The 26,170-nt window shown below is 67.7% G+C and carries 28 protein-coding genes; 16 read left to right on the forward strand and 12 right to left on the reverse strand.

All coding sequences use genetic code 11. From position 1 onward, the window contains the following. From P0Y50_06320 to P0Y50_06335, 4 genes are read left to right on the forward strand one after another with little or no spacing between them, the layout of a single operon-like run. On the forward strand, positions 1-1,542 hold the full coding sequence (locus P0Y50_06320) for an AAA family ATPase (GenBank protein WEK41218.1): 1,542 nt from the start codon (positions 1-3) through the stop codon (positions 1,540-1,542). 3 nt (positions 1,543-1,545) lie between these two features. Beyond that, the gene (locus P0Y50_06325; GenBank protein WEK41219.1) at positions 1,546-3,186 is read left to right on the forward strand and encodes a CpaF family protein; all 1,641 of its coding nucleotides are present in this window, start codon (positions 1,546-1,548) and stop codon (positions 3,184-3,186) included. A 3-nt stretch (positions 3,187-3,189) separates the two neighbouring features. Next, a complete protein-coding gene (locus P0Y50_06330) occupies positions 3,190-4,167 on the forward strand; it encodes a type II secretion system F family protein (protein WEK41220.1) in 978 nt (325 codons plus the stop codon). A 10-nt stretch (positions 4,168-4,177) separates the two neighbouring features. Next, complete coding sequence (locus P0Y50_06335; protein ID WEK41221.1) at positions 4,178-5,158, forward strand: type II secretion system F family protein; 981 nt, start codon at positions 4,178-4,180, stop codon at positions 5,156-5,158. Here P0Y50_06335 and P0Y50_06340 read toward each other — a convergent pair. The 4 genes from P0Y50_06340 to dapE all read right to left on the reverse strand — a co-directional run bounded on the left by P0Y50_06340 (position 5,155) and on the right by dapE (position 7,842). Continuing rightward, positions 5,155-5,589, reverse strand: coding sequence for an SRPBCC domain-containing protein (locus P0Y50_06340; GenBank protein ID WEK41222.1), 435 nt, complete (start codon positions 5,587-5,589; stop codon positions 5,155-5,157). The genes P0Y50_06335 and P0Y50_06340 overlap by 4 nt on opposite strands. Positions 5,590-5,635: 46 nt before the next feature. Next, complete coding sequence (locus tag P0Y50_06345; protein ID WEK41223.1) at positions 5,636-5,992, reverse strand: hypothetical protein; 357 nt, start codon at positions 5,990-5,992, stop codon at positions 5,636-5,638. Positions 5,993-6,108: 116 nt separating this feature from the next. After that, the gene (locus P0Y50_06350) at positions 6,109-6,600 is read right to left on the reverse strand and encodes a hypothetical protein (GenBank protein WEK41224.1); all 492 of its coding nucleotides are present in this window, start codon (positions 6,598-6,600) and stop codon (positions 6,109-6,111) included. Positions 6,601-6,657: 57 nt separating this feature from the next. Beyond that, positions 6,658-7,842: a succinyl-diaminopimelate desuccinylase gene (dapE, locus tag P0Y50_06355; protein ID WEK41225.1), complete on the reverse strand. Its 1,185-nt coding sequence runs from the start codon at positions 7,840-7,842 to the stop codon at positions 6,658-6,660. Between the two features lie 66 nt (positions 7,843-7,908). Here dapE and P0Y50_06360 point away from each other — a divergent pair, with 66 nt between their 5' ends. Next, positions 7,909-9,201, forward strand: coding sequence for an MFS transporter (locus P0Y50_06360; GenBank protein WEK41226.1), 1,293 nt, complete (start codon positions 7,909-7,911; stop codon positions 9,199-9,201). An 81-nt stretch (positions 9,202-9,282) separates the two neighbouring features. On the opposite strand, the gene P0Y50_06365 is transcribed toward P0Y50_06360, so the two are convergent. Continuing rightward, positions 9,283-10,308, reverse strand: coding sequence for a 2'-deoxycytidine 5'-triphosphate deaminase (locus P0Y50_06365; protein WEK41227.1), 1,026 nt, complete (start codon positions 10,306-10,308; stop codon positions 9,283-9,285). A gap of 81 nt (positions 10,309-10,389) precedes the next feature. Between P0Y50_06365 and apaG the strand changes: the two genes are divergently transcribed. After that, positions 10,390-10,797 (forward strand): Co2+/Mg2+ efflux protein ApaG, encoded by a 408-nt coding sequence (gene apaG, locus P0Y50_06370; GenBank protein WEK41228.1) that lies wholly within the window; start codon positions 10,390-10,392, stop codon positions 10,795-10,797. A 336-nt stretch (positions 10,798-11,133) separates the two neighbouring features. On the opposite strand, the gene P0Y50_06375 is transcribed toward apaG, so the two are convergent. Next, entirely contained in the window at positions 11,134-11,673 is a 540-nt protein-coding gene (locus P0Y50_06375) for a GcrA family cell cycle regulator (protein WEK41229.1), read from the reverse strand. Between the two features lie 321 nt (positions 11,674-11,994). Here P0Y50_06375 and P0Y50_06380 point away from each other — a divergent pair, with 321 nt between their 5' ends. The 5 genes from P0Y50_06380 to argF all read left to right on the forward strand — a co-directional run bounded on the left by P0Y50_06380 (position 11,995) and on the right by argF (position 16,732). Then, positions 11,995-12,825: an ABC transporter permease gene (locus tag P0Y50_06380; GenBank protein WEK41230.1), complete on the forward strand. Its 831-nt coding sequence runs from the start codon at positions 11,995-11,997 to the stop codon at positions 12,823-12,825. A 43-nt stretch (positions 12,826-12,868) separates the two neighbouring features. Further along, a complete protein-coding gene (locus P0Y50_06385) occupies positions 12,869-13,867 on the forward strand; it encodes a M20/M25/M40 family metallo-hydrolase (protein ID WEK41231.1) in 999 nt (332 codons plus the stop codon). Continuing rightward, positions 13,867-14,388 (forward strand): YcxB family protein, encoded by a 522-nt coding sequence (locus P0Y50_06390; GenBank protein WEK41232.1) that lies wholly within the window; start codon positions 13,867-13,869, stop codon positions 14,386-14,388. Before P0Y50_06385 ends, P0Y50_06390 begins: the two co-directional genes overlap by 1 nt. Positions 14,389-14,479: 91 nt before the next feature. Continuing rightward, a complete protein-coding gene (locus P0Y50_06395) occupies positions 14,480-15,673 on the forward strand; it encodes an aspartate aminotransferase family protein (GenBank protein ID WEK41233.1) in 1,194 nt (397 codons plus the stop codon). 144 nt (positions 15,674-15,817) lie between these two features. Next, the gene (argF, locus tag P0Y50_06400) at positions 15,818-16,732 is read left to right on the forward strand and encodes an ornithine carbamoyltransferase (protein ID WEK41234.1); all 915 of its coding nucleotides are present in this window, start codon (positions 15,818-15,820) and stop codon (positions 16,730-16,732) included. Positions 16,733-16,739: 7 nt separating this feature from the next. Here the strand turns inward: argF and P0Y50_06405 are convergent, their stop codons facing one another. The 3 genes from P0Y50_06405 to P0Y50_06415 form a co-directional block, all read right to left on the reverse strand. Further along, positions 16,740-17,528 carry a hypothetical protein gene (locus P0Y50_06405; protein ID WEK41235.1) on the reverse strand — a complete coding sequence of 263 codons (789 nt, stop codon included), beginning with the start codon at positions 17,526-17,528 and terminating at the stop codon, positions 16,740-16,742. 95 nt (positions 17,529-17,623) lie between these two features. Beyond that, positions 17,624-18,121 (reverse strand): pyridoxamine 5'-phosphate oxidase family protein, encoded by a 498-nt coding sequence (locus P0Y50_06410; protein ID WEK41236.1) that lies wholly within the window; start codon positions 18,119-18,121, stop codon positions 17,624-17,626. A gap of 74 nt (positions 18,122-18,195) precedes the next feature. Continuing rightward, the gene (locus tag P0Y50_06415; protein WEK41237.1) at positions 18,196-18,414 is read right to left on the reverse strand and encodes a hypothetical protein; all 219 of its coding nucleotides are present in this window, start codon (positions 18,412-18,414) and stop codon (positions 18,196-18,198) included. 219 nt (positions 18,415-18,633) lie between these two features. On the opposite strand from P0Y50_06415, the gene P0Y50_06420 reads away from it, so the two are divergent. From P0Y50_06420 to P0Y50_06430, 3 genes are all read left to right on the forward strand, one after another. Then, positions 18,634-21,483 carry a hypothetical protein gene (locus P0Y50_06420; GenBank protein WEK41238.1) on the forward strand — a complete coding sequence of 950 codons (2,850 nt, stop codon included), beginning with the start codon at positions 18,634-18,636 and terminating at the stop codon, positions 21,481-21,483. 61 nt (positions 21,484-21,544) lie between these two features. Then, positions 21,545-22,468, forward strand: a complete 924-nt coding sequence (locus P0Y50_06425) for a sulfite exporter TauE/SafE family protein (GenBank protein ID WEK41239.1) — start codon at positions 21,545-21,547, stop codon at positions 22,466-22,468. After that, positions 22,465-23,286: a TIGR02186 family protein gene (locus P0Y50_06430; GenBank protein ID WEK41240.1), complete on the forward strand. Its 822-nt coding sequence runs from the start codon at positions 22,465-22,467 to the stop codon at positions 23,284-23,286. The genes P0Y50_06425 and P0Y50_06430 overlap by 4 nt, the downstream gene beginning before the upstream one ends. Here the strand turns inward: P0Y50_06430 and gluQRS are convergent. The 3 genes from gluQRS to P0Y50_06445 are packed head-to-tail and all read right to left on the reverse strand — an operon-like array spanning position 23,270 to position 24,669. After that, positions 23,270-24,130, reverse strand: coding sequence for a tRNA glutamyl-Q(34) synthetase GluQRS (gene gluQRS, locus P0Y50_06435; protein ID WEK41241.1), 861 nt, complete (start codon positions 24,128-24,130; stop codon positions 23,270-23,272). The two genes, P0Y50_06430 and gluQRS, sit on opposite strands and share 17 nt — an antisense overlap. Before the next feature lie 3 nt (positions 24,131-24,133). Further along, positions 24,134-24,424, reverse strand: a complete 291-nt coding sequence (locus P0Y50_06440) for a type II toxin-antitoxin system RelE/ParE family toxin (protein WEK41242.1) — start codon at positions 24,422-24,424, stop codon at positions 24,134-24,136. Beyond that, the gene (locus P0Y50_06445; GenBank protein WEK41243.1) at positions 24,421-24,669 is read right to left on the reverse strand and encodes a type II toxin-antitoxin system ParD family antitoxin; all 249 of its coding nucleotides are present in this window, start codon (positions 24,667-24,669) and stop codon (positions 24,421-24,423) included. Before P0Y50_06445 ends, P0Y50_06440 begins: the two co-directional genes overlap by 4 nt. A 112-nt stretch (positions 24,670-24,781) precedes the next feature. Between P0Y50_06445 and P0Y50_06450 the strand changes: the two genes are divergently transcribed. Together P0Y50_06450 and P0Y50_06455 are read left to right on the forward strand one after the other, a co-directional pair. Then, a complete protein-coding gene (locus P0Y50_06450) occupies positions 24,782-25,432 on the forward strand; it encodes a DNA-3-methyladenine glycosylase 2 family protein (protein WEK41244.1) in 651 nt (216 codons plus the stop codon). Further along, entirely contained in the window at positions 25,429-26,088 is a 660-nt protein-coding gene (locus P0Y50_06455) for a trimeric intracellular cation channel family protein (protein WEK41245.1), read from the forward strand. The genes P0Y50_06450 and P0Y50_06455 overlap by 4 nt, the downstream gene beginning before the upstream one ends. Positions 26,089-26,170: the final 82 nt, after the last annotated feature.

The raw sequence follows: 26,170 nt of genomic DNA on the forward strand, positions 1-26,170 counted from the left end.
ATGAGCACAGCGCCCGCCCCCCGATCCTTCGAAGCCTTCGACGAAGGTTTCGACGTGGACATGGAGTTCGACGACGCGCCGGCGGTCCGTACAGCCGGTCCGGCGCGCGGCCCCATGCCGTTCATGGATGCGGCGGACGCGGCGTCGGCCGGCGGATACAATCCCGTGGGCGAGGTCGTGGCCCAGGCCGAGGCCAGCCTGGCCGAACCCTATCCGGCGACGACGGAACTGGCGCCTGCGGCCCTGACGCCGACCGGTCTGGCGCCCGCCGCCGCCATCGGCGAGGTGTCGGTGCCGCGCATCGCCATCCACGTCTTCGCCGAGCGTCAAGACACCCTGGCGGCCGCCGAGCGCGCGGCCCAGGATCGCCGCCTGTCGCGCGCCACCACCCAGATCCGCATCGGCGGCGTGGCCGCGGCGGTCGAGACCTATCAGCACGAGCCGACGCCGCCGCTGATCATCGTGGAATGCCTGAAGGATCCGCAGACCCTGTTGTGGGAGGTCGATCAACTGGCCGAGGTCTGCGACGCCGGCACCAAGGTCATCGTGGTCGGGGCGACCAACGACATCATCCTGTTCCGCGAACTGATGCGGCGCGGGGTCAGCGAATATCTGGTCGCGCCGCTTCAGCCGCTGCAGTTGATCGCGGCCATCGGCGGCCTGTTCAACGACCCGGCCCAGCCCTTCGTCGGCCGCACCATCGCCTTCGTCGGCGCGCGAGGCGGGGCGGGGGCCTCGGCCGTGGCGCACAACACCGCCTATGCGATCTCGGAGCGGATCGGCGCCAACACCGTCATCGTCGACTATGACCTGCCGTTCGGCACGGCGGGACTGGACTTCAACCAGGATCCGCTGAGCGGCGTCGCCGACGCCCTGGGCCAGCCCGACCGGCTGGACGCAACGCTGCTGGATCGGATGATGGTCCGCTGCACCGACAAGCTGAGCCTGTTCGCCGCGCCCGCCAGTCTGGACACGGACTGGGACATCTCCACCGAGGCGTTCGAGGAGGTGACGAACCAGATCCGCGCCACCGCGCCTTTTGTGGTTTTGGACCTGCCGCATCTGTGGTCGCCGTGGATGCGCCGCACCCTGATCAGCGCCGACGAGGTGGTGGTGGTGGCCACGCCCGACCTGGCGTCCCTGCGCAACGCCAAGAACATGATCGACCTGATCCGCCAGGGGCGGCCCAATGATGCGCCGCCGCGTCTGGTGCTGAATCAGATCGGCGTGCCGGGACGGCCCGAGATTCCGGCCAAGGACTTCGGCGCCGCCCTGGGCGTCCACGCCAGCCTGATGATCCCGTTCGACGCCAAGACTTTCGGTGCGGCGGCCAACAATGGTCAGATGATCCTGGACGCCGGGTCCAAGACCAAGGCCGCCGAGGCTTTCCAGACCCTGGCCCAGATCGTGTCGCGCCGTGAACTGCCCGCCGTCGCCGGTCCCAAGGGTCGGACGGCCAAGCCAGGCAAGGCGGAAAAGGCGGCCAAGCCCGTCGATGGCGCGTCCAAGTCGCTGTTCGCAAACATGTTCAAGAAGCGCTGACGGATGTTCGGCAAGCGCACAGGCCAGCCCGGCGTCGCCCCGGCGCCCCCGCGACCCGCCCCGGCGGCCGCGGCCGAGCCTGTGTCGGTGTTCAAGACGGAGGCCGCGCCCGCCGCCAAGCCGGCGCCTGACTACGCCTTCGCCGACGAGGCGTTCGAACCGGCGGCCGAGGCCTTCGCCCGCGCCGATGCGCCGCCTGTGTCAAGCGGACCCGCGACGGCCTCGATCGACCGGCTGGACGCCTTGGCGTCGCGTCCGCGTTCCAAGCCAGAGGCGCCGCGTCCGGCCGCTGGCGGCGCGGGTCCCAAGCCCACCGCCGGGCTGGAACAGCTGAAGAAGGCCCAGGCGGTCGCCGAGATCGTCCGCGAACAGAGCGATTACTATCACGCCACGAAGACGACCATCTTCAACGCGCTGATGAACACCATCGACCTGGCCCAACTGGCGCATCTGGATCAGAAGGCCGCGTCGGAGGAAATCCGCGACATCGTCTCCGAACTGGTGGCGATCAAGAACGTCTCCATGTCGGTCGCCGAGCAGGAGCATCTGGTTCAGGACATCGTCAACGACGTCCTGGGCTATGGTCCGCTGGAACCGCTGCTGGCGCGCGACGACATCGCCGACATCATGGTCAATGGCGCGGGGCGGGTCTTCATCGAAGTCGCGGGCAAGGTCCAGCTGACGAACGTCCGTTTCCGCGACAACTCCCAGCTGATGAACATCTGTCAGCGGATCGTGTCGCAGGTCGGCCGCCGCGTCGATGAATCCAGTCCCATCTGCGACGCCCGTCTGCCGGACGGGTCGCGCGTCAACGTCATCGCGCCGCCCCTGGCCATCGATGGTCCGACCCTGACCATTCGTAAGTTCAAGAAGGACAAGCTGACGATGAAGAATCTGGTGGAGTACGCCTCCATCAGTCCCGAGGGCGCGCGCGTCCTGGGCGTCATCGGCGCGTCGCGATGCAATCTGGTCATCTCGGGCGGCACAGGCTCGGGCAAGACGACGCTGCTGAACACCCTGACGGCCTTCATCGATCCGACCGAGCGCGTCATCACCTGCGAGGACGCCGCCGAACTGCAGTTACAGCAGCCGCACGTCGTGCGTCTGGAAACCCGCCCGCCGAACCTGGAAGGCCAGGGCACCATCACCATGCGTGATCTGGTCAAGAACTGCCTTCGGATGCGTCCCGAACGGATCATCGTCGGCGAGGTGCGCGGACCCGAAGCCTTCGACCTGTTGCAGGCGATGAACACCGGCCACGACGGTTCCATGGGCACCCTGCACGCCAACAGCCCACGCGAAGCCATCAGCCGAATGGAGTCCATGATCACCATGGGCGGATACGGCCTGCCGTCACGCACCATCCGCGAGATGATCGTGGGGTCGGTCGATGTCATCATCCAGGCCGCCCGTCTGCGCGACGGCTCGCGCCGGATCACCCACATCACCGAGGTCGTGGGCCTGGAAGGCGACGTGATCGTGACCCAGGACCTGTTCGTCTACGACATCACCGGCGAGGACGAGAACGGCAAGATCGTCGGCCGTCACCGTTCCACCGGCATCGCCCGCCCGCGCTTCTGGGACCGCGCCCGCTACTATGGACTGGAGCGCGAACTGGCCGACGCCCTGGACGCGGCGGAATAGATCATGCTGCCGATCCTCGCCGCCGTTCTGGCCTTCATCACCATCGGCGGCCTGGGCTGGGTCTTCGTCGGCGGCGAGGATTCCTCGTCCCAGGCGCTCAAGCGCGCCCAGACCCTGGCCGAAGGCAAGAAGAACCCCGCCGTCGCCCGCAAGGCCGCCGTCGCCAACACGCCCGAAGCGCGTCGCAAGCAGATCCTGGTTCAGCTGCAGGAGGCGGATCGGCGCGAGCGCAAGGCGCGGACCACATTGGACTCGCGCCTGAAACAGGCGGGGTTGAGCGCGGGCGTGCGGGCCTTCTACATCGTCTCGGCCGTGGTCGGCATGATCGCCCTGCTGGTCGCCCTGGTGCTGGGCCTGCCGATCCTGGTGGTGATCGGCGTAGGGCTGATCTTCGGCCTGGGCGCGCCGCGCTGGGTCGTCGGCTTCCTGGCCAGCCGGCGGATGAAGAAGTTCTCGCTGGAGTTTCCCAACGCCGTCGACATCATCGTGCGCGGCATCAAGTCGGGCCTGCCGGTCCACGAGTGTTTCAAGATCATCGGCCGTGAAAGCCCCCTGCCGCTGGGACCGGAGTTCCAGAGGCTGGTCGAGGGACTGGGCGTGGGCATGACCCTGGAGCAGGCGCTGGACCGGATGTACCAGCGGATGCCGACGCCCGAACTGCGGTTCTTCACCATCGTCATCGCCATTCAACAGAAGACGGGCGGCAATCTGGCCGAGGCGCTGAGCAATCTGTCGACCGTGTTGCGCGCGCGCCGGATGATGGGCGAGAAGATCAAGGCCCTGTCGTCCGAGGCCCTGGCCTCGGCCGGCATCATCGCCTCCCTGCCGCCGGCGGTCATGCTGATGGTGATGCTGACGACCCCGGCCTATATGATGCCGCTGTTCAACGACATCCGGGGCAACTTCATGCTGCTGGTGGCGGCGGCGCTGATGGCCACAGGCGTCTTCGTGATGAAGCGCATGATCTCGTTCAAGTTCTGAGGCAGGCGGCATGGAAGGCTTCATCCGTTTCATCACCGATCCGCAGAACCTGCTCAGCATCGGCGTGGGCGTGCTGGTCTTTGCAACCGTCCTGACCCTGATGTCGTCGATGACCGGCGGGGTGAAGCTGGACAAGCGGATGAAGGCGGTCGCGGAACGCCGCGACGATCTGAAACGCCGGTCGCGCGCCAGTATGAGCGCTGGCCCGGGCGCGCTGCGTCACACCGACGAAGGGTTCAAGAAACGGGTGGTCGACCGGCTGAACCTGACCAAGCTGCTGGAAGACCCCAAGGTCGCCGGCCAGATGGTGCAGGCCGGTTTTCGCGGGCCAAAGCCGCTGACCACCTTCTACTTCTTCCGTTTCGCCTCGCCCTTCATCTTCATGATCGTGGCGGCCTTCTACATGTTCGTCATCAAGGTCGTGGACTGGCCCACGATGAACAAGCTGACGCTGGTGATGGCGGCGGCGGTAGCGGGCTTCTATGCGCCCAACCTGTATCTGAAGAACCGCATCGACAAGCGCCGCGCCTCCATCATGCAGGCGTTCCCGGACGCCCTGGATCTGATGCTGATCTGTGTGGAGGCCGGGATGTCCATCGAGGCGGCGATCACCAAGGTCAGCCAGGAGATGGGGCCGTCGTCCATCGACCTGGCCGAGGAATTGTCGCTGCTGTCGGCCGAACTGTCCTATCTGCCGGACCGTCGCGTGGCCTATGAAAACCTGGGCAAGCGCACCAACCATCCGGGGGTCAAGGCGGTGGCGACGGCCATGACCCAGGCGGAAACCTATGGCACGCCGCTGGCCAATGCGCTGCGCGTGATGGCCAAGGAAAACCGTGACCTGCGCCTGTCGGCGGCGGAGAAGAAGGCGGCCGCCCTGCCGGCCAAACTGACCGTGCCGATGATCCTGTTCTTCCTGCCGGTGCTGTTCATCGTCATCCTGGGGCCGGCGATCCTGAACGTCATCGACATGATGAAGGCGGGCAACTAGGCCGCTTCGGCGGCGGCTTTAAGCCCTTCCGCGATGGCGTCGTGGGCCTTGCGGATCGCAGGGCGATGTTTGTCATGGAACAGTTCGCCGCGCAGGCCTGAAAAGCGGACGCCGGCGGCGACGATGCAGTTGCCCGGCGCCAGTTCGTCGATCTGGATGTAACGCAGGCTCTGGAACAGGAACCCGCGTCGTTCGGCCCAGACCAGCCGTCCGCGCGGCTGCCATTCGACGATCTGGGCCAGGGCCTGATGCGGCGCCATCTCGGGCCAGGCCTCGGTCATGGTCAGGCGGCCGCCGAAGGCGATGACGCCTTCGACCTCGGCGTCGACCGGGTTCCAGGCGCCCCAGCCGGCCAGGTCCGCGACCAGATCCCAAATCCGGTCCGAGGTCGCCTGAACCCCGACGCGCTTTTCGATGCGAGTGTCATCCATGATTTCGCTCTGGCACGGCTGGCCGCTGGAAGGAAGGCGCCAGCGCTCAGTCCGCGGCGTCGATCCGCTTCAGCCGCCGCCCGTCGTCCAGCCCCAGCCGGGTCTTGACCTCGAACAGGTCCGCCCCGGCCGGCACAATCAGCAGCTTCTTCGGCTGGGCGGCATTGACCGCCACCACCGCCCCCTTGGGGCAGACATCGAAACAGTCGGCCCCGGTGACGACCAGTTCACCCTGGCGCCCCGACTTGCCCTTCTTGAGGCGCAGATATTTCCGCAGCGCCTTCTTCAGCGTCAGATCGCCGTCGGGGCCAAAGCCGCCGTCCAGCTTCTTGGAGCATTTGCGGCAGACCAGAACGACGTCCCGCCACTGCGTCTTCGCGCTCTTGAAGTCCTTGTCGACCATGCCGCAAGAGATCGCCGTTCGCGACGACTTGCACAAGCGGTCGTGAAGACGTCATGCGCGGACGGATCGAAATTTCACGCCAGCTTCACAGACGCCGACAGGGCGACCCCGTTCGATCAGCCGTTGGCGATCATCGTCTGGATATCCTTGGGCTTGGGCAGGGCGGCGCCCTGGGTCGTATAGGTGGTCAGCTTGCCGTTTTCCCACAGCCCGACCTCCATGCCTCTCTGCGTCGGGTCGATCAGGATATAGGCTGCGTTGATCCCGCCCTCGTGCGCCTTGTTGCCCGAGGTGTAGAGGACCGACCCCTCGCGCTCCAGCGGCGACTGCGTCTGCATATTGGCCCGCAGCGTCTCGTATTTGTCCCCGAGCAGGGCCTTCAGGTGGGGCGTGACGACGCTGTCCTCGATCAGCTTGCTGGCGTTGGGATCCTGGCCGACCAGGGCGTTCAGCGAGGTCCAGTCCGTCGCGGCCGGAACGGCGGGCGGGGCGCTCTGGGCCGCAGGCGCGGGCGCGGCCGGCGCCTCCGATCGCTCGGGCGAGCCGCAGGCGGCGATCGAAACCGTCAAGGCGGAGACAAGGACGACAGGGGCGGCGCGCAGCGACATGACGATGATCCTTTCACGAGTTTCAAATCGAACGTAGAGAGCGGCCCGGCTGTTCCCTCAGCCGGCCAGTCGCGCCATGACCGTCTCGATGACCTGGCGATAGACGGCCGTCAGCATCTCCAACTCCATGACCGGCACGCGCTCGTCGATCTGGTGCATGGTCTGGCCGACCAGTCCCAGCTCAAGCACCGGGCACAGAGCGCGGATGAAGCGGGCGTCTGAGGTGCCGCCGGTGGTGGAGGCTTCGGGGCGACGGCCGACGACGGCCTCGACCGCGTCCTGCACCGCCGCGACGAAGGCGCCGGGTTCGGTCAGGAAGGCCTCGCCCGAGCACAGGTGTTCGAGCGTGATCTGCAGACCTGTTTCAGCCTGGACGGCGCCCGCCTCGCGGTTCAGCCAGTCGATCAGGCTGTCGCCGGTGTGGCTGGGGTTGAAGCGGATGTTCAGCCGCCCCTTGGCCTCGGCCGGGATGATGTTGGTCGCCGGATTGCCGATGTCGATGGTGGTGATTTCAAGGTTCGACGGGGGGAAACCCTTATAGCCGTCGTCCAGCACATGGTCGTTCAGCCGCGTCATCAGCCGGGCGATGACCGGGGCGGGGTTGGCCGCGCGTTCGGGATAGGCGACGTGGCCCTGTTTGCCGTGAACCGTGATCCAGGTGTTCAGCGAGCCGCGCCGCCCGACCTTGATCATGTCGCCCAGCTGTTGCGACGAGGACGGTTCGCCGACCACGCAGGCGTCGATGACTTCGCCCTCGGCGGCCAGGGCCTCGACCACCCGTTTGGTGCCGTGCAGGGCCGGGCCTTCCTCGTCGCCGGTGATGAGAAAGGAGAGGGAGCCGTCCGGTTCGCCCTCGGCCAGCACCTGCGACACGGCCGCGACCCAGGCGGCGATCCCGCCCTTCATGTCCACCGCGCCCCGGCCATACAGGACGCCGTCCCTGACCTCGGCCTCGAACGGCTGGGCCGACCACTGGTCCGCGGGGCCGGTCGGGACCACGTCCGTATGACCCGCGAAACACAGATTGGGCGAGGCGGTCCCGCGCCGGGCGTACAGATTCTCGATCCGCGCATGGACGCCCTGTCCCCCCGGCCCCTCGAAGGCCAGGCGGCGGCAGGTGAAGCCCAGGTCCGTCAGATGCCGCTCCAGCACCGCCATCGCCCCCTCGTCGGCCGGGGTGACGGAGGGGCGGCGGATCAGGGCCTGGGTCAGTTCGACGGGATCAACAGGTGCACGGCTCATGCGCCTATGCTTTAGGGATGTTCCGCGCTCGCGAGAAGTCCACGCCGCCCCCGCAATCCGAAGACCGTGACCACAGAATCAGTCTCTGCCGCCCCCGCCGCCCCGCCCGTTCCGCCTGCTCCGCCAGACGGCCCCTCCAGCCCGTGGGGCATTCGCGACTTCCGCCTCTTGTGGTTCGGACGGGTGGTGGCGGTGCTGGCCATCCAGATCCAGTCCTCGGCCCTGTTGTGGCAGGTCTATGAGATCGCCCGGCGGGATCACCCGATCGAGGAGGCCAGCCTGTATCTGGGGCTGGTCGGCCTGTGTCAGTTCCTGCCGCTGCTGGCGTTTACGCTGCCTGCGGGCGCCATGGCGGATCGGCGCGACCGCAAGACGACGGTGTGGATCTCCATCCTGGTCGAGGCGGCCTGCGCGGGATCGTTCCTGGCCATGGCGCTGCATGGCGCTCCGCCGCTGTGGGGGCTGCTGGCGGTCGCGGCCGTGTTCGGGGCGGCGCGGGCGTTCCTGGCCCCCGCCAGCCAGGCCTTCCTGCCGATGGTGGTGGGGCGAAAGGCCCTGCCGCCGGCCATCGCCGCCCAGTCCATCGCCTTTCAGACCGGCGCCATCGCCGGCCCGGCCCTGGGCGGGGTGATTGTGGGGGTCAATGTGCCCCTGGCCTATGCGGTGTCTTTGGGCATGTTCCTGATGGCCGTCGCCGCCTTCATCCTGATCCGAACCAGCGGGCGGCCTGCGCCCCAGGCCAATCCCCTGTCGCCGGTCGAGTCCGTGAAGGAGGGGCTGGCCTATGTGTGGAAGACCAAGATCGTTCTGGGCGCCATTTCGCTGGATCTGGTGGTGGTGCTCCTGGCGGGCGTCGCCTTGCTGACGCCGATCTTCGCGCGCGACATCCTGCATGTGGGGCCGCAAGGCTTCGGCCTGCTGCGCGCCGCCTTCGGCGTGGGGGCGATGGGGATGGCCATCTATCTGAGCCGCTATCCGATCGTGCGACATGGCGGCGTCTGGATGTTCGCGGCGGTGGCGGTGTTCGGCGCCTGCACCATCACCTTCGGCCTGTCCAGGATCGTCTGGCTGTCGGGCGTGGCCCTGTTCATCGGCGGGGCAGCGGACATGATCAGCGTCAATGTGCGCCAGACCCTGATCCAGCTGGCCACGCCCGATCACATGCGTGGACGGGTGTCGTCGGTGTCCATGCTGTTCATCGGCGCCTCGAATGAACTGGGCGAGGCCTATTCCGGCCTGATGGTGCGCCTGCTGGGCGCCGTCGGCGCAGCGGTGTTCGGCGGCGTCGGCGCCCTGGCGGCGACCGGCGCATGGTCGGCGATGTTCCCGGGGCTGCGGAAGGCGGATCGACTAAGTTGAGTGGTTAGTGGCGAGTGACGAAATGGCGAGGCGAATGCGGCCAACTCGCCACTCGTCACTAACCACTCGTCACTTTTGGCCTCACCACACCCTGAAATGCTTCGACAGCTTCAGGCCCTGGTTCTGATAGTGGCTGCCGCTTTCGCCATACAGGCGGCTGGGGCGTTCGGTCAGGGGTTCATAGACCAGGCGGGCGACGATCTGGCCGTGTTCCAGAAGGAAGGGGGTGTCGTGGGTGCGGACCTCCAGCACGCCCTTCGATCCCGCGCCGTGCGCCTCATCGGTGCCGAAACCGGGATCGAAGAAACCGGCGTAGTGGACGCGGAACTCGCCGACTGACGGATCGATCGGGGTCATTTCGGCGGCCTGATCGACCGGGATCTCCACGTCGTCGGACGAGGCCAGGATGTAGAACTCGCCCGGATCCAGCAGCAGTTCGCCGCGACGCAAGGACAGCGGCTCCCAGAAATCGCGCGGGTCATGGCCGTCGATGTGGTCCAGATCGACCACGCCCGCATGGCGGCGGCCGCGGAAGCCGACGATGTCGCCGCCCTGCAGATCGACGCCGACCGAACGGGTCTCCAGCTTGGGCGGATCGCCCGCCTTTAGGCGCAACTGGTTCAGGCGTGTGCCGGGGCGGACCAGGATGGAGAAGGTCTGGGGCGCGACCTCCATATAGAGCGGACCGTCATAGCCTTCGGCCACGTCGTCGAAACTGGCGCCCTGATCGGTCAGCAGGCGCACGAAGACGTCGACCCGGCCGGTCGAGCTTTTGGGATTGGCCCGCGCGATCAGACCCTGGGGCAGCTTCAGCCGCTCCTGCAGACGCACGATATAGACGCAGCCCTTTTCCAGAACGACGCCGGCGTCGGTGATCTCGATGGCGTGCATGGCCACGTCGGCGATCCGTTCCTCGACCTTGCGTCGGCCGGGCAGGAAGGAGGCGCGGACGCGCCAGGCCTGGTCCGACAGGCGCAGGTCCAGACTGGCGGGCTGGACCTGATCGTGATCGAAAGCGGTATCGGACGTGATGGCGCCGGTGGCGATCAGCGTCTCGATGGATTGGGCGGGAAGGATGCCGGGGCGCGGCGCCTGGAAAATGCTCATGGCGTCTGTCTCACACGGATTTCACGACTTGTCTTCAAGTCGCGCTTGCAGCCCGCGCGCGGCGGGGCGAGCATATAGCCCATGCACGATGGTCCTGCCTATAGCGCCGAAACGAACGGCATCCTGATCCGGGTGCGGCCCTCCTATCTGGCGGGCCAGTCGGACCCCGAGGCGGGGCGCTGGGTCTGGGCCTATCAGGTCGAGATCGTGAACCTGTCGGGATCGACGGTGCAGCTGATGGCGCGCCGCTGGACCATCACCGACGCCCACGGCCATGTCGAGGAGGTGCGCGGCCCCGGCGTGATCGGCGAACAGCCGGTGATCGCGGCGGGCGCCAGCTATTCCTACGCCTCGGGCTGTCCGCTGCCGACCGACAGCGGCTCCATGGTCGGCGCCTATTTCATGACGGATGCGGAAGGCCGCAGTTTCGAGGCGGATATTCCGGCGTTTTCGCTGGACACCCCGGATGCGCGGCGAGTGTTGAACTAGCCCAGATCGCTTTGGGGCGTCATTCCGGGTCCGAGCGTAGCGAGGAACCCGGAAACCAGGGCCTCGGTAGCGCTGCTGAACGCATCCAGTGTCGGATGCACGCCTCCTGGGTTCCGGGGTCGTCCTTCGGACGTCCCGGAAGGACGTTGTCGGTCGAAGGCGGATGGGGCTGCGTCAACCCGGATGAACCGCAGCCCCGCCCCCTGAAGTCTCGCCGGTCGTTTGCGCGAGCCGGCGAGGGGGATCTGCGCGAAGCGCCGCGCTCAAGTCGCGCGAAGCGCGGTAGCGCCCTTTGGATATGCCGCGCTCAAGTCGCGCGAAGCGCGGTAGCGCCTCTTAAATATACCTACGCAGGCTGCGGGCCAGGTCGGACGAGCCGTCCTTGCCGCGCTTGACCTGGGGCTGATAGGCGACGCGGGCGTGTTCGACGCAATAGACGCCTTCCGAGGCGCGGCGGCCGCAGAAGCTGAACTCGCGCGAGGACGGGTCGCCGATCGGCCATTTGCACATGTGGGCGCCCAGGGTCATGACCGTGGCGGTGCCCGGCAGGTCCGGCATCGGGGCGGGAACGGGCGCGGCCGGCTGGACCGGCTTGGGCTGGACGGCTTCCAGGCGGCGCGGGGCCGAAGGCTGGGCCGGCGCCGGGGCGGGCGTGGCGGCCGGGCGCGGGCGGCTGGTGCGGAAGGTGGCGGCGACGGTGCGCGCCGGCTGCGAAGGCGCGGCGCGGCCCGACAGGCCCAGGCGGTGCACCTTGCCGATCACGGCGTTGCGGGTGACCCCGCCGCCCAGTTGTTTGGCGATCTGGCTCGCGGACTGGCCTTCCAGCCAGAGCTTCTTCAGCGCGCCTACGCGGTCGTCGGTCCAGCCTGCGGTCATGCCACCCTCCAGCGAGTTTGGATTCAATATCTAGGCCTAGGCGCCCCCTCCGGGGTCTTGACCTACAACTAATCGTAAACCAGCCGTTAAGAGACGCAAGATGTGCGAATCATCCTGTCCACAGAAACCAGATATTGAATCATCGTTAAGGTTAAGGCGGCTTCGAGTGGCGAGTGAGCAAGGGGTGAGCGCGAGACGCCGGTTTTGACCCCGCCGTTCGCTGTGGTTCGCACTTTCGAGCGCCCGCGCCTGCTCGGCGCTCGCCACTAACCACCCGCCACTCCCTTGCGAAGCAAGGCCTCAAAGCGCATCTGGCGGCCCATGACCGATACGCCCGCCTTGATCTCCACCCGCCCCGCCGGCCTGCCGCAGCCGCGCCGCTATCCGGGGATCAACTGGATCGGGGTGCAGACCCTGTATCTGCGCGAGGTGCGGCGCTTCTGGAAGGTGGGGGCCCAGACGGTGGCCGCGCCGGTGGTGACGACCCTGCTCTATATGCTGGTCTTCGTGGTGGCGTTGCAGAACGCGCGGCCCCCGCTGCACGGCACGCCCTTCGCCCTGTTCGTCGCGCCCGGCCTGATCATGATGGCCATGCTGAACAACGCCTTCGCCAACGCCTCGTCCAGTCTGATCCAGGCCAAGATCATGGGCACGGCGACCGACTTCCTGACGCCGCCGCTCAGCCCGCTGGAGCTGACGCTGGGCTTTACGCTGGGCGCCGCGACGCGTGGGCTGGCGGTCGGCCTGGTCACGGCGATCTGCGTCCTGCCGTTCGCCCCCCTGCATATCGCCAACCTGTTTGCGGTGATCTGGTTCGCCCTGGCGGCCAGCTTCATCATGGGCATGGTCGGGGTGCTGGCCGGGCTGTGGAGCGAGAAGTTCGACCATCTGGCGGCGGTCCAGAACTTCATCGTCATGCCGATGACCTTCCTGTCCGGCACCTTCTATCTGGTCGACAACCTGCCCGAACCGTTCCGCGCGATCAGCCATTTCAACCCCTTCTTCTATCTGATCGACGGCTTCCGCTATGGCTTCATCGGTCACGCCGAGAGCGATCTGACGGTGGGGGTGATCGGTTCGGCGGTGCTGATGATCGCCCTGGGCGCGGTCTGCTGGCTGGTGTTCCGCTCGGGGTGGCGTCTGAAGAGCTAGATCGCTACCTGTTGCGGATCGCTCCTCCCCGGAAAGGTCCGTCATGCTGTTCCGTTCGCTCGTCGCCGCCGCGGCCCTGTTGGCCGCCGCCCCTGTTTCTGGCCCCGCCTTCGCCCAGGAAGCCACGCCCCAGGCCGGCGACCGACCCGACATCGCCGCCGGCGCCGCCCAGTTCATCAAGCCGACGAACGCCGAACGGACCCAGGTCCTGGTCGGCTTCCTGACCACCCTGGGCTTCACGCCCGAGGTTCAGACCTTCGAGGGCGGCAATCGCGCCAGCGGACCCATGCAGGGCTCCAACGTCGTCGTCACCGTGGGCCAGGGCGACAAGGACATCGTGATGACCGCCCACTATGACGCGGTCAAACTGCGTGACGGAACCCTGTCGCAGGGCATCGTCGACAACGTCGGTTCGGTCATGGCGATGATGGAGGCGGCCAAGACGCTGGACATGGCGCTGGAGGGTCAGCCGGTCGCCCACCGCTTCGTCTTCGTCTTCACCGACCAGGAGGAACTGGGCCTGCTGGGCGCCAAGGCCTTCCTAGCCAGCCACGGCAAGGACCGCATCGCCGCCGTCGTCAACGCCGATGTCGCCGCCTATGGCCAGACCGTCATGTACGGCGAGAACAACGGCGAGCAGTCGCGCTTCGTGCTGGAGACGCTGCGCAGCCTGTGCGCCGAGCGTAACTTCGACTGCATGCCCTATCCGACCTATCCGCCCAGCGACGACCGCGCCTTCTCGGCCGCCGGCGTGCCGGTGGTGTCGCTGGGAACCCAGGATGCGATCGGCGCCCACCAGATGTGGCTGGCCTTTAACGGCGGCGAGAACAACGGCCTGAAGGAGGGCTTCGTCCCGCCGGTGTTCCAACGCATCCACTCGACCGAAGACAGGCTGTCGTATCTGAAGGGCGTGGACGTCGCCCGGTTCGGCCTGTTCATCGCCGACCTGGGCCTGGCCCTGGACAAGCGGCTGGTCGAGAACCAGGCCCAGGCCGACGCCGTCGCCGCCGAAACCGCGCCGGCGCCGGGTGGCGAAGACTGATGATTGTCGTCGAGGCCGTAAGGCCGACGGCAAAGGAGTTGCGCCCGCTTCAGTCTGGATGGGGCGCTTTGCATTGGGTCGCCTGTGTGCCGCTTTACATCGGCTTCGTGGGGTTTCTGGTGTTCGGGCTGGTGGCGCTGGGACCGAACGGCGACGCCTATCCGCCAGGCCTGCTGTTCGTTTTCTTCGCGGGCACATTTCTCGTCTGGGCCGCGTCTTATCGTTTGTCCGCATGGGTGAACGCCAAGGCGACGATGGCGGCGCCTGCCGGAAGTCTGGATTGGCGATGGTCCATTTCGGAAGCAGGATTGACCTTCGATACGCCTCTTCAGGCCAACCGGACCGACTGGAAGGCGATCAAGGCCATGAAGGAAGAGCGGGATCGCTTCGTCTTCCTTGTGCTGCCGGGTCATAATCCGGTCCTGCCCAAACGGCTGCTTACGGATGAGCAGGCGCAGGACCTGCGAACTCTCGTCGATGATCTTGACCGAAGGGGCGTCCTCGGCGCCGGTGTTGACTAACACCGTCGCTCATCCGACAACGCCTGTCCGTATCAATCCGGCTCCGTCGCGCTCGCGCCGGGGCCGTCTCGCTTTTGGAGGTCTTGGTCCCGTGTCCACTGAACATCTGATGGGTGTCTACAATCGCGCGCCGCTGGAAGTGGAACGCGGCCGAGGCGCGCGTCTGTGGGCGACCGACGGGACCGAATATCTCGATTGCGTCGCCGGCATCTCGACCAACGGCCTGGGCCACGCCCACCCCGAACTGGTCCAGGCGGTCAAGGATCAGGCCGAGAAGCTGTGGCATGTGTCCAACATCTTCCGCATTCCGGGGCAGGAAGCCCTGGCCGACGCCCTGTGCGCCAGCAGCTTCGCCGACGTGGTCTTCTTCACCAACTCGGGCACGGAAGCGGTCGAGTGCGCGCTGAAGACGGCGCGCAAATATCACTCGGCCAACGGCCAGCCTGAGCGGATCGACATCTACGGCTTCGACGGCTCGTTCCACGGCCGGACCTATGGCGCCATCAACGCCGCCGCCAACCCCAGCTATACCGAGGGCTTCGGCCCGCCGATGCAGGGCTTTCACCAGCTGACCTGGGGCGACAAGGAGGCGCTGAAGGCCGCCTTCGAGAATCCGACCACGGCGGCCGTGATCCTTGAGCCGGTTCAGGGCGAGGGCGGTTGCCGCGAGACGCCGGTCGAGGACCTGCGCTGGATGCGCGAACAGGCCGACGCCAATGGCGTGCTGCTGATCTTCGACGAGGTCCAGTGCGGCATGGGCCGGACCGGCAGGCTGTGGGCGCACGAATGGGCCGGCATGGCGCCGGACATCATGGCGGTGGCCAAGGCGTTGGGCGGCGGCTTCCCCATCGGCGCCTGCCTGGCCTCGGCCAAGGCGGCCAAGGGCATGACGGTCGGCGTCCATGGCTCCACCTTCGGCGGCAATCCGCTGGCCATGGCGGTGGGTCAGAAGGCCCTGTCGCTGATCAACAGCCCCGAGACGCTGAACAATGTCGCCGAGATCGCCGGCTATCTGAAGCAGCAGTTGGCGGGGCTCCAGGCGCGCTTCCCCGACGTGATCGTGGACGTGCGCGGCAAGGGTCTGCTGATCGGGGTCAAGCTGGTCCCGAACAATCGCGAGTTCATGGCCCTGGCGCGCGACACGCAGCAGCTGCTGGTCGCCGGCGGCGGCGACAACTGCGTGCGCCTGCTGCCGCCGCTGAACCTGACGCTGGAAGAGGCGCGCGAGGCCATCGCCCGTTTCGAAGGCGCCTGCGAGGCGGCGCGCGAAAACCTGGCGGGCTGATCTCAAACTCCGCTGATCCCCGCGAAGGCGGGGACCCAGTTTTTCCACGCGAAGGACGCTGGATCGGCGGATGAACCTCATAACGGGCGCCCGTCGCCCAAAGCACCAGGTCCCCGCTTTCGCGGGGATGAGCGGAGTTAGGCAATGGTCCGGCACTTCCTCGACATCCATCGGCTCGACGCGGCCGACCTGCGCGCCATTCTGGACGACGCCCATGCCCGCAAGGCCGCCCGCAAGGGTTGGCCACAGGGGCGGGCCGACGCCGATGCGCCGGGCCGGGATCGGGTTCTGGCCATGATCTTCGAGAAGAACTCGACCCGCACGCGCTTCAGCTTCGACGCCGCAATCCGTCAGCTGGGCGGCGCCTCGATCATCGCCACGGCCTCGGACATGCAGCTGGGCCGGGGCGAGCCGGTCGAGGACACCGCCCGCGTCCTGTCGCGCATGGTCGATGCGGTGATGATCCGCGCCAACGACCACGAGGATGTCGAACGCTTCGCCCGCGTCTCGACCGTGCCGGTCATCAACGGCCTGACCGACCGTTCGCACCCGTGCCAGATCCTGGCCGACCTGCAGACGATCGAGGAACATTCCGGGCCGATCGCCGGCAAGACCATCGCCTGGATCGGCGACGGCAACAATGTCTGCCACAGCTTCATGCACGCGGCGCCCAAGTTCGGTTTCCACCTGAATGTCGCCTGCCCGGCGGAATATCATCCCGACCTGCGCGACCTGGCCAAGGGCGGCGACGCCGTCACCCTGACCAGCGACCCCCGCGAGGCCGTCAAGGGCGCCGATGTCGTCGTCACCGATACCTGGGTCTCGATGGGCGATCAGGATTATGAGGCGCGCCTGGCCGCGTTCGAGTCCTATTCGGTGGACGAGGCTCTGATGGAGCTTGCCGATCCCGACGCCGTCTTCCTGCACTGCCTGCCCGCACACCGCGGCGAGGAAGTCACCGACGCCGTCATCGACGGCCCGCGCTCGCTGGTCTGGGACGAGGCCGAAAACCGCATCCACGCCCAGAAGGCCGTCCTGGCCTGGTGCTTCGGCGGCTGATCGCGCCTCAGGGTCCGACATTAAGCGGTGGAGACGCGGTCCAAGGCCCGAGCGCCAGAACGCCGTCGTAGCCGCCGTCTTCCGGTGGCGTCATGATCACGCCGCGCGCATTCGTATCATAGCTGGCGTGAGACGGATTGACCCCGCACGCATCATTGGAACAGTTCCAAGCTTCGCCGCCTTGCTGGGCGATCTTGAGGCTGATGGTTTCCCGCGAGGGCAGGTGACCGGCGGCGGGCATGCCCAGATCGGGATAGCGATCAATCGGTGTCTTTCGGGCGTGGATATTGCCCGCCAGACCGATGACGCGGGCGTCTGGGTGCAGTTGGCGCGCGCGCCCTATCAGAAACCCCATGTTCAACTCGTACCAAGCCTGATCCAAGCTGTCGCCACGACCCAGGCTCGACGGCTGGAAGAGATGCAAACTGATGTCGCGGCCTGCCGCCTTTAACTCTCGCACCCTGGTCAGCAGGTCCAGAAGCGCCTGACTGGTGCGGCCGTCCTGCACCGCGCGGTTCGTCAATGATGATCCGTTCAAGGTGGCCAAGGCCGAGGCTTGGTCGGGCGCCGCGATGAAGGCGTCGAGGGTCGGTTGAAGCGTGTCTTCAAGCTCAAGCGCGACGACGACCGGCCCTCGTTCCGCGGCGGCGCAGGCGATTTCGCCGACTGCGTGCGGCGCCTGCGCCGTGCCATGCAACTCGCCGATCATGACGACCCGCTCGGGTCGATCCAGCAAACCCGTCACGCCTTCCGGCGGCGCGCAGACGGCGGCGGCGGCGGTCAACAGTCCCAGCATCAACATAACCCTTCTGACTTGTCTGGATTGCAAATCGCGCAACCCAAGACGGCGGAATTGTGGTCAAGCTGGGACTGTGGTCGTTCGACGTCAGCTTATAGTTTCACGTCCGACACGCCGCCGGCGTCGGGGATGGACTTGGTCATATTGGCCTTGAGGACTTCGTAGGCGAAGCCGATGGCGCCCTTGTCGGAGACCCAGACGCGGCCGTCGTCGGCGTCGAAGCGGATCATGGTCAGGTGGGGGTCGTCCTTGCCGTCCGGGTACCAGGCGGCAACGACGGGGTTCCAGTATTTGTCGATCCGGGCACGGTCCTGATCGATGCTGAGGCCGCCGTGGATGCAGGCCTGAACCTTCTGGTCCTTGGCCTGATAGCAGAACATCCCCTTCTGACCGCCCGAGGCGACGTCGCGGGCGAAGTCGGTGTCGTCGCGGGTGAAGAACCAGATCGTGCCGGTGTCGTCTTCGCCATAGCCGGTCATCGGCTGGTGGTGATAGCCGGGGCGGTCCAGGCCCAACATGCCGGTGTTGGATTCCTTCAGGCTCTTCCAGAATTCCTTCTCGGCCTCGGCAGGGGTCAGTTGGTCGCTCATGCGGCGTCTCCGTTGATGTGTCGCACCATCAACCGTCCGGCGTATGTCGGGTTCCTAAGGTCCAGCTTCCCGGGTCAGCGGCCGGGAATCCACGGCGGCCGCTCGGCCCCGAACAGAGTCGCCAGATGGATCAGCAGCAACAGGGCCGCGGCGGCGGCCCCGATCATCAGGAACCGCCACGGCATCAGGCGCGGCCCCTTCATCGGATCGGGGGGCAGGGCGCCGCGCCAGCCGGTGAAGACCATGACGGCCAGGGCCAGGCCCAGCAGGATGACGGTGACGGTCAGGCTCATGATTTCGCAGGTGGCGAAAGCCGCCGCGCTTGGCAAGCGAAACCCTTGCCCGGAGGTTAATCTTCACCATGGATTAACCCTGATGTTTCAGTAATCCGAGACTCTTGCGGCCCTGTCCACAGGATTGGCGGACCGCTGCTAGATATTGCGGTTAACCATCAGTTTACACCCTCGATATTGACGGTATAGCCTTCGTCGCATGGGCCGGGAGACGAATCAGTGAGCGCAGCGGCGCCGTGGAGCGTTAAGGGGATTGATCTGAAGGCGCGAGAAGTCGCCAAGGATCTCGCGCGTCGTTCCGGCATGACGCTGGGCGAGTGGCTCAACTCCATGATCATGGAAGACGAGGACGAGGGCTACGCCACCCTGCCGCGTCGCGGCGGCGCCGCCGACAGCTATGAGCGCCGCAGCCGCAGCCGCCGTCTGGACGACGCCTATGATTTTCCCGAACCCGACGGTCATCGCATCAGCGCCTCCATCGACGTGATCGCCGCGCGGCTGGAAGCCGCCGAGCGCCGTTCGACCGCCGCCATTCAGGGCGTGGACCAGGCCGTCGCCGGCCTGATGCGCCGTCTGGACGGCCAGGACGTCGAAACCCAAGGCCACGCCCGCCGCATCGACGACATCGCCGAGGAACTGCGCGAGGGCCATCGCCGCCTGCGCGCCTTCGAACGCGACACCGGCCCGGTGACGCAGGAGGGCTTCGCCAAGGTCGAGACCGCGTTGGGCGCCCTGTCGGGGCGGCTGTACGAGATCGAGGAGCGCCAGCGCCTGGGCGTCAACGACCTGCGCGAACGGATGGAGGCGGTCGAAAAGGCCGCCGGTCCCGGCGTCGGCTCGGAACTGATGGCCCAGGTCGGGGCGCGTCTTGATGCGGCTCAGAACCGTACGACCGACGCCTTGAAGACGCTGGAACGCTCGTTCGCCGAGCTGGACCTGCGGATGCGGACGGCCGAGAGCCGGGTCGAACCGGAAGGCGCGCGCGACGCCGCCCGTTTCGAGAAGCTGGCTGAAAGCCTGTCGCGCCAGATCGAGACCAACCGCGCCGAAATGATGCAGCGGCTGGACGCCGCCGAGACCGGCGCGCGGATCGACCGCATCGAACGCGCGGTCCAGGCCGTGGGCGATCAGTTGAAGGTCTCGGAACAGAAGTCGGCCGTGGGCCTGGAGGCCATGGGCCGCGAGGTCATGCGCATCGCCCGCAATCTGAGCGCCCGCGTTCAGAAGGTGGAGGGCGACGCCGCAGGCCGCGCCGACGTGATCGGCCGCGCCGTGACCGATGCGGTCGGCCAGAACATCGAGACCGAGGTCGCGCGCCGCGCCGCCCGCCTGGATCAGGATTTCGCCCGCCATCTGGACCGCGTCGATCAGCGGCTGACGGCCAGCGACGACCGCCACGCCCTGGCGCTGGAGAAGCTGGGCGGCGAGATCACCCGCATCTCGGACCAGCTGAGCGATCGCATCGCCCAGTCCGAACGGCGTTCCCAGCAGGCGCTGGAAGACATCGGCCGTCGCCTGTCGGAAAGCTCGGACAAGATCGAGCAGCGCTACGACCGCGCCTCGGGCGAACTGGCCGAGCGGATGCGGATGAGCGAGGAGCGCACCGCCCGCCTGCTGGCCGAAGCGCGCGAAAGCATCGAGACTCGCGGACCGACGCCGATCCGCGACAAGCCGCTGGACAGCGCCCAGTCGCGCGCCACAGCCGAACGGGCGGCGCCTGCGCCGATCCAGTCCGCGGCTATCGAAAGCGACTGGCGCGCCGCCGCCTTTCCCGATGAGACCTTCGTCGAATCGGGCGACTGGTCCAGCGATCCGGTGACCCCGGCCGTCGCCGACGCCGCGCCCTTCCCGGCGAGCATGTTCCTGGAGCCCAAGGCTGAAGCCGAAGCGGTCGAGGCTCCGGTCGCCGAGAGCGAACCCGTCATCCAGCCGTTCAGCGGCTTTGGCGGCGCCGATGTGGACGATGCGCTGGAGGCGACCTCGCCCGGGTTCTCCGCTTCGCCGACCGCGCCGGAGCTCCGCCCAACGACGGGGCTGGACGTCGACGATGACGATTTCGGCGCCGAGACCGAGTTCGTTGATCCGCGCCAGCTGCGCGCCAGCATGGGTGCGGCGGCCGCGGCCGGACGCGCCGCCTCGACCCGCTCCACCATCGACGCCGCCCGCGCCGCCATCACCGCTCCAGCCGAGCCGGAACCGGCGCCGCGTCAGGGCTTCGGCCTGAAGCGCGGCGGCAAGTCCAAGCTGCAGGAGCGGCTGGACCGACAGGCGGCCCGCGACGGCTCCACCGTCAAGAAGACCTTCCTGGCCTCGGTCACGGCCGTCGCCCTGACCGGGGGCGTCTATGGCTATCTGTCGCTGACGGACGGCGGGACGCCCGGTTTCGAACTGCCCAACCTGGGCGGGGGATCGGCGACGGCGGGCGATCAGAAGACGCCGGCGACGCCGCTGGCCGCCTCGGCCGTGACGCCGACCGGACCGCGCGCCGCCTTCGACATCGCGGGCCCGGGCGCCGCCGACTACGAGGCCGCGATCGGCAAGCTGGACGGCGGCGACATGTCGGGTCTGGCGGGCATGAACCGCGCCGCCGACCTGGGTTACGCCCCGGCCCAGACCTATCTGGGCCAGCTGTATCTGGACGGCGCCGCCGGGGTGCCGGCCGATCCCGCCAAGAGCCGCCAGTGGGGCCGCCGCGCGGCCGAGGGCGGCGATCCGCGCGGGATGCATCTGTATGGGATGCAGCTTTATGAAGGCGACGGCGGCGCGACCAATCAGTCCGAGGCCCTGTCGTGGCTGCTGAAGGCGGCCCAGGGCGGTCTGCCCGACAGCCAGTACAACGTCGCCCGCATCTATGAGACCGGGGCCGACGGCGTCGCCAAGAACCCGACCGAGGCGCTGAAGTGGTACATGATCGCCGCGCGTGGCGGGGATTCAGAGGCCCAGGCCGCCGTGACACGGTTGCGCCCGCAGGCCAGCGCTGTGGATCAGCGCGCCGCCCGCACCGCCGCCGATGCTTTTGTGGCCCAAACCCGGCCTGCGCCGCAGACAGCGTCGCAGGCTTCGGGCTAAGACACCGCCTCCGCCCCGCCTGACGGCGAACCTGTAACCGCTCCAGCCGAAGGCCCGTCCTTTGGACATCTATCTGCCGATCGCCGAGGTTTCGGTGAACTGGCCGACCCTGGTGATCCTGGGGGCGGTGGTCGGGTTCGTCTCGGGCCTGTTCGGCATCGGCGGCGGCTTCCTGATGGCGCCGATCCTGGTGTTCCTGGGGATCCCCCCGACCGTGGCCGTGGCCAGCCAGGCCAGCCACGTCGTGGCCTCCTCGACCTCGGGCGTGATCCGCTACGCCGGGCAGGGCGCGGTCGATTTCAAGATGGGGACGGTGATGGCGACCGGGGGGGCGGTCGGCGCCCTGGCCGGTGTGGAGCTGTTCCGCTACCTGCGCCTGCTGGGCCAGGCCGATCTGGTCGTGGCCCTGTCCTATCTGGTCTTCCTGGGCGCCATCGGCTGTCTGATGCTGAACGAGAGCCTGACGGAGATTCTGCGTCGTCGTCGGGGCGTGGCGGCGCCGCGCAAGGAACGTCGTCGGCCCATGTGGCTTTACGGCCTGCCGCTGCGGATGAAATTCCCCAAGTCGGGCCTGTATATCAGCGCCCTGCCGCCGTTCGGCCTGGGCGTCTTCGCCGGGGTGCTGTCGGCCATCATGGGGGTGGGGGGCGGCTTCATCCTGGTGCCGGCCATGCTGTATATCCTCAGGATGCGGGCGGGCGCGGTGGTGGGCACCAGCCTGTTTCAGATCATCATCACCACCGCCATCACCACCATCCTGCAGGCCGGGCGCAACCAGACGGTCGATATCGTCCTGTCCACAATCCTGCTGCTGGGCGGGGTGGTCGGGGCTCAGATCGGCGCCCGATTCGCCGGCCGGTTCCGCGCCGAGGAACTGAGGGCGGCTCTGGGGCTGATCGTGCTGCTGGTCGGAATACAGATGGGACTGGAGCTGTTCGTGCGGCCGGCCGACATCTTCATGCTGGCGCCGGGGATACCGGAATGATCCAGGCCCTGCCGCCGCCCGCCTCGGTCCCGGCCGCCGTCGTCGCACCCGCCTCCGACCGCTCGGAGGCGACCACCGGCGCCCTGCGTGTCGCCGCCGCCCTGACCGACGCCCAGGTCCATGTCGATTCCGGCTTTCGGGGCGCGTCCATCGTTCTTTACGGCGCCGTGTTCAACCCAACCCCCGATCCGACCGATGTGGTCGTTGTGGTGCGCGGGCCGGACGCCCCGATTCGTCTGGTCAAGAAGACGCGCACCTCGGGCGTCTGGCTGAACAGCCGGCCGGTGCTGTTCGAGGGGGCGCCCGGCTTCTACATGACCGCCTCGACCCGTCCGCTCAGCGACATCGCCGACTTCGGCCAGTTGCGTCGTCTGGGCGTCGGTGTCGACCACCTGCGCATCGACGCGCCGCAGGAAAGTCGCACAGTCTCGCGCTACGGCGTGCGCGATGTGGTGGTCAGCCGTCTGGGCGACGACTATCTGGACTGGCGCCGCGCCGTGATCCGGCTGAAGGAGGCCGCCGCCCTCTATGACACCGATTCCCAGGGGGTCGAGTTCGTGGACAAGGGGCTGTTCCGCGCCGAGGTCAAACTGCCGACCGTCGCGCCCACGGGCAAATACTACGCCGAGGTCTGGCTGTTCCAGGACGGCGAGCCGCAGTCGGTCTCCAACCTGACGCTGACGGTCGAGAAGGTGGGGCTGGAGCGCGACATCTATGAGTTCGCCCATCGGCGGCCGTGGCTTTACGGGGTGCTGTGCGTCGTGCTGGCGGCCCTGACCGGTTATGGCGCCTCGCGCATCTTCAGCCGCCGCAGCTGAAGCCCAGTTCGTCGCGCAAGGCTTCGGCCGTCAATCCGCCGGCCCGCAGTTCGGCCAGAGTGACCGAGCGGTCCCGCTTGGCGTAGCGCCGCCCGTCCGGTCCCGCCAGCAGCCGATGATGGCGATAGGTCGGGGCGGGCCATCCCATCAGCGTCTGGATCAGCCGCTGCACATGGGTCGCCGCGAACAGGTCCTGACCCCGGATCACATGGGTCACGCCCTGCAGGGCGTCGTCATGGGTCACGGCCAGATGATAGGCGACGCCCGTATCCTTTCGCGCCAGCACCACGTCGCCCGCCGCCATCGGATCGACGGGCAGGACGCCGGTCTCGCCGTCGGGGCCTTCGCCCTCTTCGACGAATGTCATCCCCTGCCAGACCGCCTCTCCCAGCGCCTCGCGCGCCCGGTCCAGCGACAGCCGCCAGGCGAAGGCCGCGCCCGAGGCCAGCAGTCGCGCCTCTTCGTCCGCGGGATGAGGGCCGGGCCGCACCGCCTCCATCGCCCCGTGCGGCGCGTCGCCAATGGCGTTCAGGATAGCCTTGCGCGTGCGAAAGCAGCGATAGAGCAATCCGCGCGCCCGTAGGCGTTCGATCACGGCGGCGTAGTCGCCCAGATAATCGGATTGCCGCCGGACCGGCGTCTCCCAGTCCAGCCCCAGCCAGGCCAGGTCCTCCAGAATCCCGGCCTCGTATTCGGGCCGGCAGCGGGTCGGATCGATGTCCTCGATCCGCAGCAGAAACCGCCCGCCGGCCGCCTTCGCCGCCGACCAGGCGGTCAGGGCCGAATAGGCATGGCCCCTGTGCAGACGGCCGGTGGGAGAGGGGGCGAAACGGGTGGCGAACACGGCTCAGTCGTCGCTCGACGCCAGCAGTTGCGTCCAGTCGCGGGCCGCATGAAGAATGCGGACGACTTCGACCTCGCCCGCCACCCTGTAGAAAATCAGATAGGCGCCTTCTGGGCGCTTTCGCAGATCGGCGATGCCGGCCTCTGGATAGCGCCGGGAATTTCGGGCGAGAGTTTCGCACCGTTCGAAAAGCGTTCTGACCAATCGCCGCGCCGCGTTCGGGTTGTCCAAAGCGACATGGGTCTCGATGGCGGTCAGGTCGCGCAGGGCGGCGTCGGCGAGCCGAACCCTCATTCGCCTTCGGCTGCCCAGCGCGCCTCAAACGCCGCGCGGGCGTCTTCGAGGGGCGTCAACCGGCCGGCGTCGGCGTCGGCGATCCCCTCTTCCAGCTTGCCCAACAGCACCGCCAGCCGCGCCTCATGCTCCTGAACCAGACGAACGCCGGTGCGCAGCACTTCGCTCTTGGAGCCATAGCGTCCGTCGCGGACCAGTCGGTCCACCACCTGTTCCAAGGCGCCCAGTTCGACGGTCATGGTCATGGCGATCTCCTCGATGCAGCGACCAATAATAGTTATTGGTGCGCTCTGTCGCCAGCCGAAATCCGCCATCGCCCGCATTTCCATGAGCGCGCTGTCGCGTCATAGGTAGGTCATGCCGCTTCAACCCACGCCCGATGACATCGCCGCCGCGCGCGAGGCGCTGGTCGCCGCCGATCCCGCCCTGGCGCAGGTGCACGCCCGGACGCCGCCGTTCGAATGGCGGCTGCGGGTCGGCGGGTTCGAGGGCCTGTTCCGCATGATCGTGGAGCAGCAGGTGTCGGTGGCTTCGGCCGCCTCGGTCTGGGCGCGGCTGCGCGAAGGGATGGGCGAGATCACCCCCGAACGCCTGTTGGCCCATGACCTGGATCAGTTGCGCGCCATGGGTCTGTCGCGCCAGAAGGCGACCTATGGTCAGGGCATGGCCCGCGCCCAGATGGCCGGCGAGATCGACCTGGAGCATCTGTCCAACCTGGACGACGCGGCGGCCATCGCGGCCCTGACCGCGCTGAAGGGGGTCGGGCTGTGGACGGCCGAGGCCTATCTGCTGATGTGCGAGGGGCGGCTGGACGTGTTTCCGGGCGGGGATGTGGCCCTGCAGGAGGCGATCCGCTGGGCCGACGGCGCCGAGGTCCGGCCCGATCAGAAGGCGGCCTACGCCCGCGCCGAGGTCTGGCGGCCCTATCGCGCGGTGGCGACCCATCTGCTGTGGGCTTGGTACACGGGCGTCAAGCGCGGCGAGATCGTGCTGGATGCGCCGCAATGACCCCGCTTGATCCCGTCCTGACCGAACCGCTTCGCAATCCGCAGACCGTGCTCACGGCGCTGGATTTCGCGGGCGTGGCCGTCTTCGCCGCCACCGGCGCCCTGGCCGCCGCGCGCGAAAAGCACGACGTCGTCACCTTCGCCTTCTTCGGCGCCATCACCGGGGTCGGGGGCGGGACGTTGCGCGACCTGTTGCTGGGCCTGCCGGTGTTCTGGGTTCAGGACTGGCGCTATCTGGCCGTCTGCCTGTTCGCCTCGACGGCCTTGTGGCTGGTGGGCCAGCGCGACTGGCGTTTCCGCGCGCTGCTTTGGCTGGATGCGACCGGCCTTGCGGCCTATGGCGTCATGGGGGCGGCCAAGGCCGAGGCGGCGGGCGCGCCCGCCCTGATCTGCATCGTCATGGGCGTGCTGACCGCGTGTTTCGGCGGGGTGGTGCGCGACACCCTAGCGGGCCAGCCCTCCATTCTGCTGCGGCGAGAGATCAACGTCACGGCGGCCATATTGGCGGCGACCGTCTATATGGCGCTGCGGGCGCCGGGCGTCGGCGTGTGGCCCGCCGCGATCGCCGCCGCCCTGTGCGGCTTCCTGTTGCGGGCGGCGGCCCTGCGGTGGGGGTGGACCCTGCCGGGGTTCCCGACGCACGCCGCGCGCGGCTGAAGCGCGGCGTCACGAAAACGCTGCACGTCGGTCATGGCGATGAACGGGAATCACGCGTAGGCTAACGACGTAAGACTAGGGA

It is taken from the genome of Candidatus Brevundimonas colombiensis, from assembly GCA_029202665.1.
Lineage (GTDB): Bacteria > Pseudomonadota > Alphaproteobacteria > Caulobacterales > Caulobacteraceae > Brevundimonas > Brevundimonas colombiensis.

Bases quoted from the DNA above. Each gene is read 5' to 3' on its own strand.
- P0Y50_06320 (WEK41218.1), top strand. From the start codon at position 1: ATGAGCACAGCGCCCGCCCCCCGATCCTTCGAAGCCTTCGACGAAGGT.
- P0Y50_06325 (WEK41219.1), top strand. From the start codon at position 1,546: ATGTTCGGCAAGCGCACAGGCCAGCCCGGCGTCGCCCCGGCGCCCCCG.
- P0Y50_06330 (WEK41220.1), top strand. From the start codon at position 3,190: ATGCTGCCGATCCTCGCCGCCGTTCTGGCCTTCATCACCATCGGCGGC.
- P0Y50_06335 (WEK41221.1), top strand. From the start codon at position 4,178: ATGGAAGGCTTCATCCGTTTCATCACCGATCCGCAGAACCTGCTCAGC.
- P0Y50_06340 (WEK41222.1), bottom strand. From the start codon at position 5,589: ATGGATGACACTCGCATCGAAAAGCGCGTCGGGGTTCAGGCGACCTCG.
- P0Y50_06345 (WEK41223.1), bottom strand. From the start codon at position 5,992: ATGGTCGACAAGGACTTCAAGAGCGCGAAGACGCAGTGGCGGGACGTC.
- P0Y50_06350 (WEK41224.1), bottom strand. From the start codon at position 6,600: ATGTCGCTGCGCGCCGCCCCTGTCGTCCTTGTCTCCGCCTTGACGGTT.
- dapE (WEK41225.1), bottom strand. From the start codon at position 7,842: ATGAGCCGTGCACCTGTTGATCCCGTCGAACTGACCCAGGCCCTGATC.
- P0Y50_06365 (WEK41227.1), bottom strand. From the start codon at position 10,308: ATGAGCATTTTCCAGGCGCCGCGCCCCGGCATCCTTCCCGCCCAATCC.
- apaG (WEK41228.1), top strand. From the start codon at position 10,390: ATGCACGATGGTCCTGCCTATAGCGCCGAAACGAACGGCATCCTGATC.
- P0Y50_06375 (WEK41229.1), bottom strand. From the start codon at position 11,673: ATGACCGCAGGCTGGACCGACGACCGCGTAGGCGCGCTGAAGAAGCTC.
- P0Y50_06380 (WEK41230.1), top strand. From the start codon at position 11,995: ATGACCGATACGCCCGCCTTGATCTCCACCCGCCCCGCCGGCCTGCCG.
- P0Y50_06385 (WEK41231.1), top strand. From the start codon at position 12,869: ATGCTGTTCCGTTCGCTCGTCGCCGCCGCGGCCCTGTTGGCCGCCGCC.
- P0Y50_06390 (WEK41232.1), top strand. From the start codon at position 13,867: ATGATTGTCGTCGAGGCCGTAAGGCCGACGGCAAAGGAGTTGCGCCCG.
- argF (WEK41234.1), top strand. From the start codon at position 15,818: ATGGTCCGGCACTTCCTCGACATCCATCGGCTCGACGCGGCCGACCTG.
- P0Y50_06405 (WEK41235.1), bottom strand. From the start codon at position 17,528: ATGCTGGGACTGTTGACCGCCGCCGCCGCCGTCTGCGCGCCGCCGGAA.
- P0Y50_06410 (WEK41236.1), bottom strand. From the start codon at position 18,121: ATGAGCGACCAACTGACCCCTGCCGAGGCCGAGAAGGAATTCTGGAAG.
- P0Y50_06415 (WEK41237.1), bottom strand. From the start codon at position 18,414: ATGAGCCTGACCGTCACCGTCATCCTGCTGGGCCTGGCCCTGGCCGTC.
- P0Y50_06430 (WEK41240.1), top strand. From the start codon at position 22,465: ATGATCCAGGCCCTGCCGCCGCCCGCCTCGGTCCCGGCCGCCGTCGTC.
- P0Y50_06440 (WEK41242.1), bottom strand. From the start codon at position 24,424: ATGAGGGTTCGGCTCGCCGACGCCGCCCTGCGCGACCTGACCGCCATC.
- P0Y50_06445 (WEK41243.1), bottom strand. From the start codon at position 24,669: ATGACCATGACCGTCGAACTGGGCGCCTTGGAACAGGTGGTGGACCGA.
- P0Y50_06450 (WEK41244.1), top strand. From the start codon at position 24,782: ATGCCGCTTCAACCCACGCCCGATGACATCGCCGCCGCGCGCGAGGCG.
- P0Y50_06455 (WEK41245.1), top strand. From the start codon at position 25,429: ATGACCCCGCTTGATCCCGTCCTGACCGAACCGCTTCGCAATCCGCAG.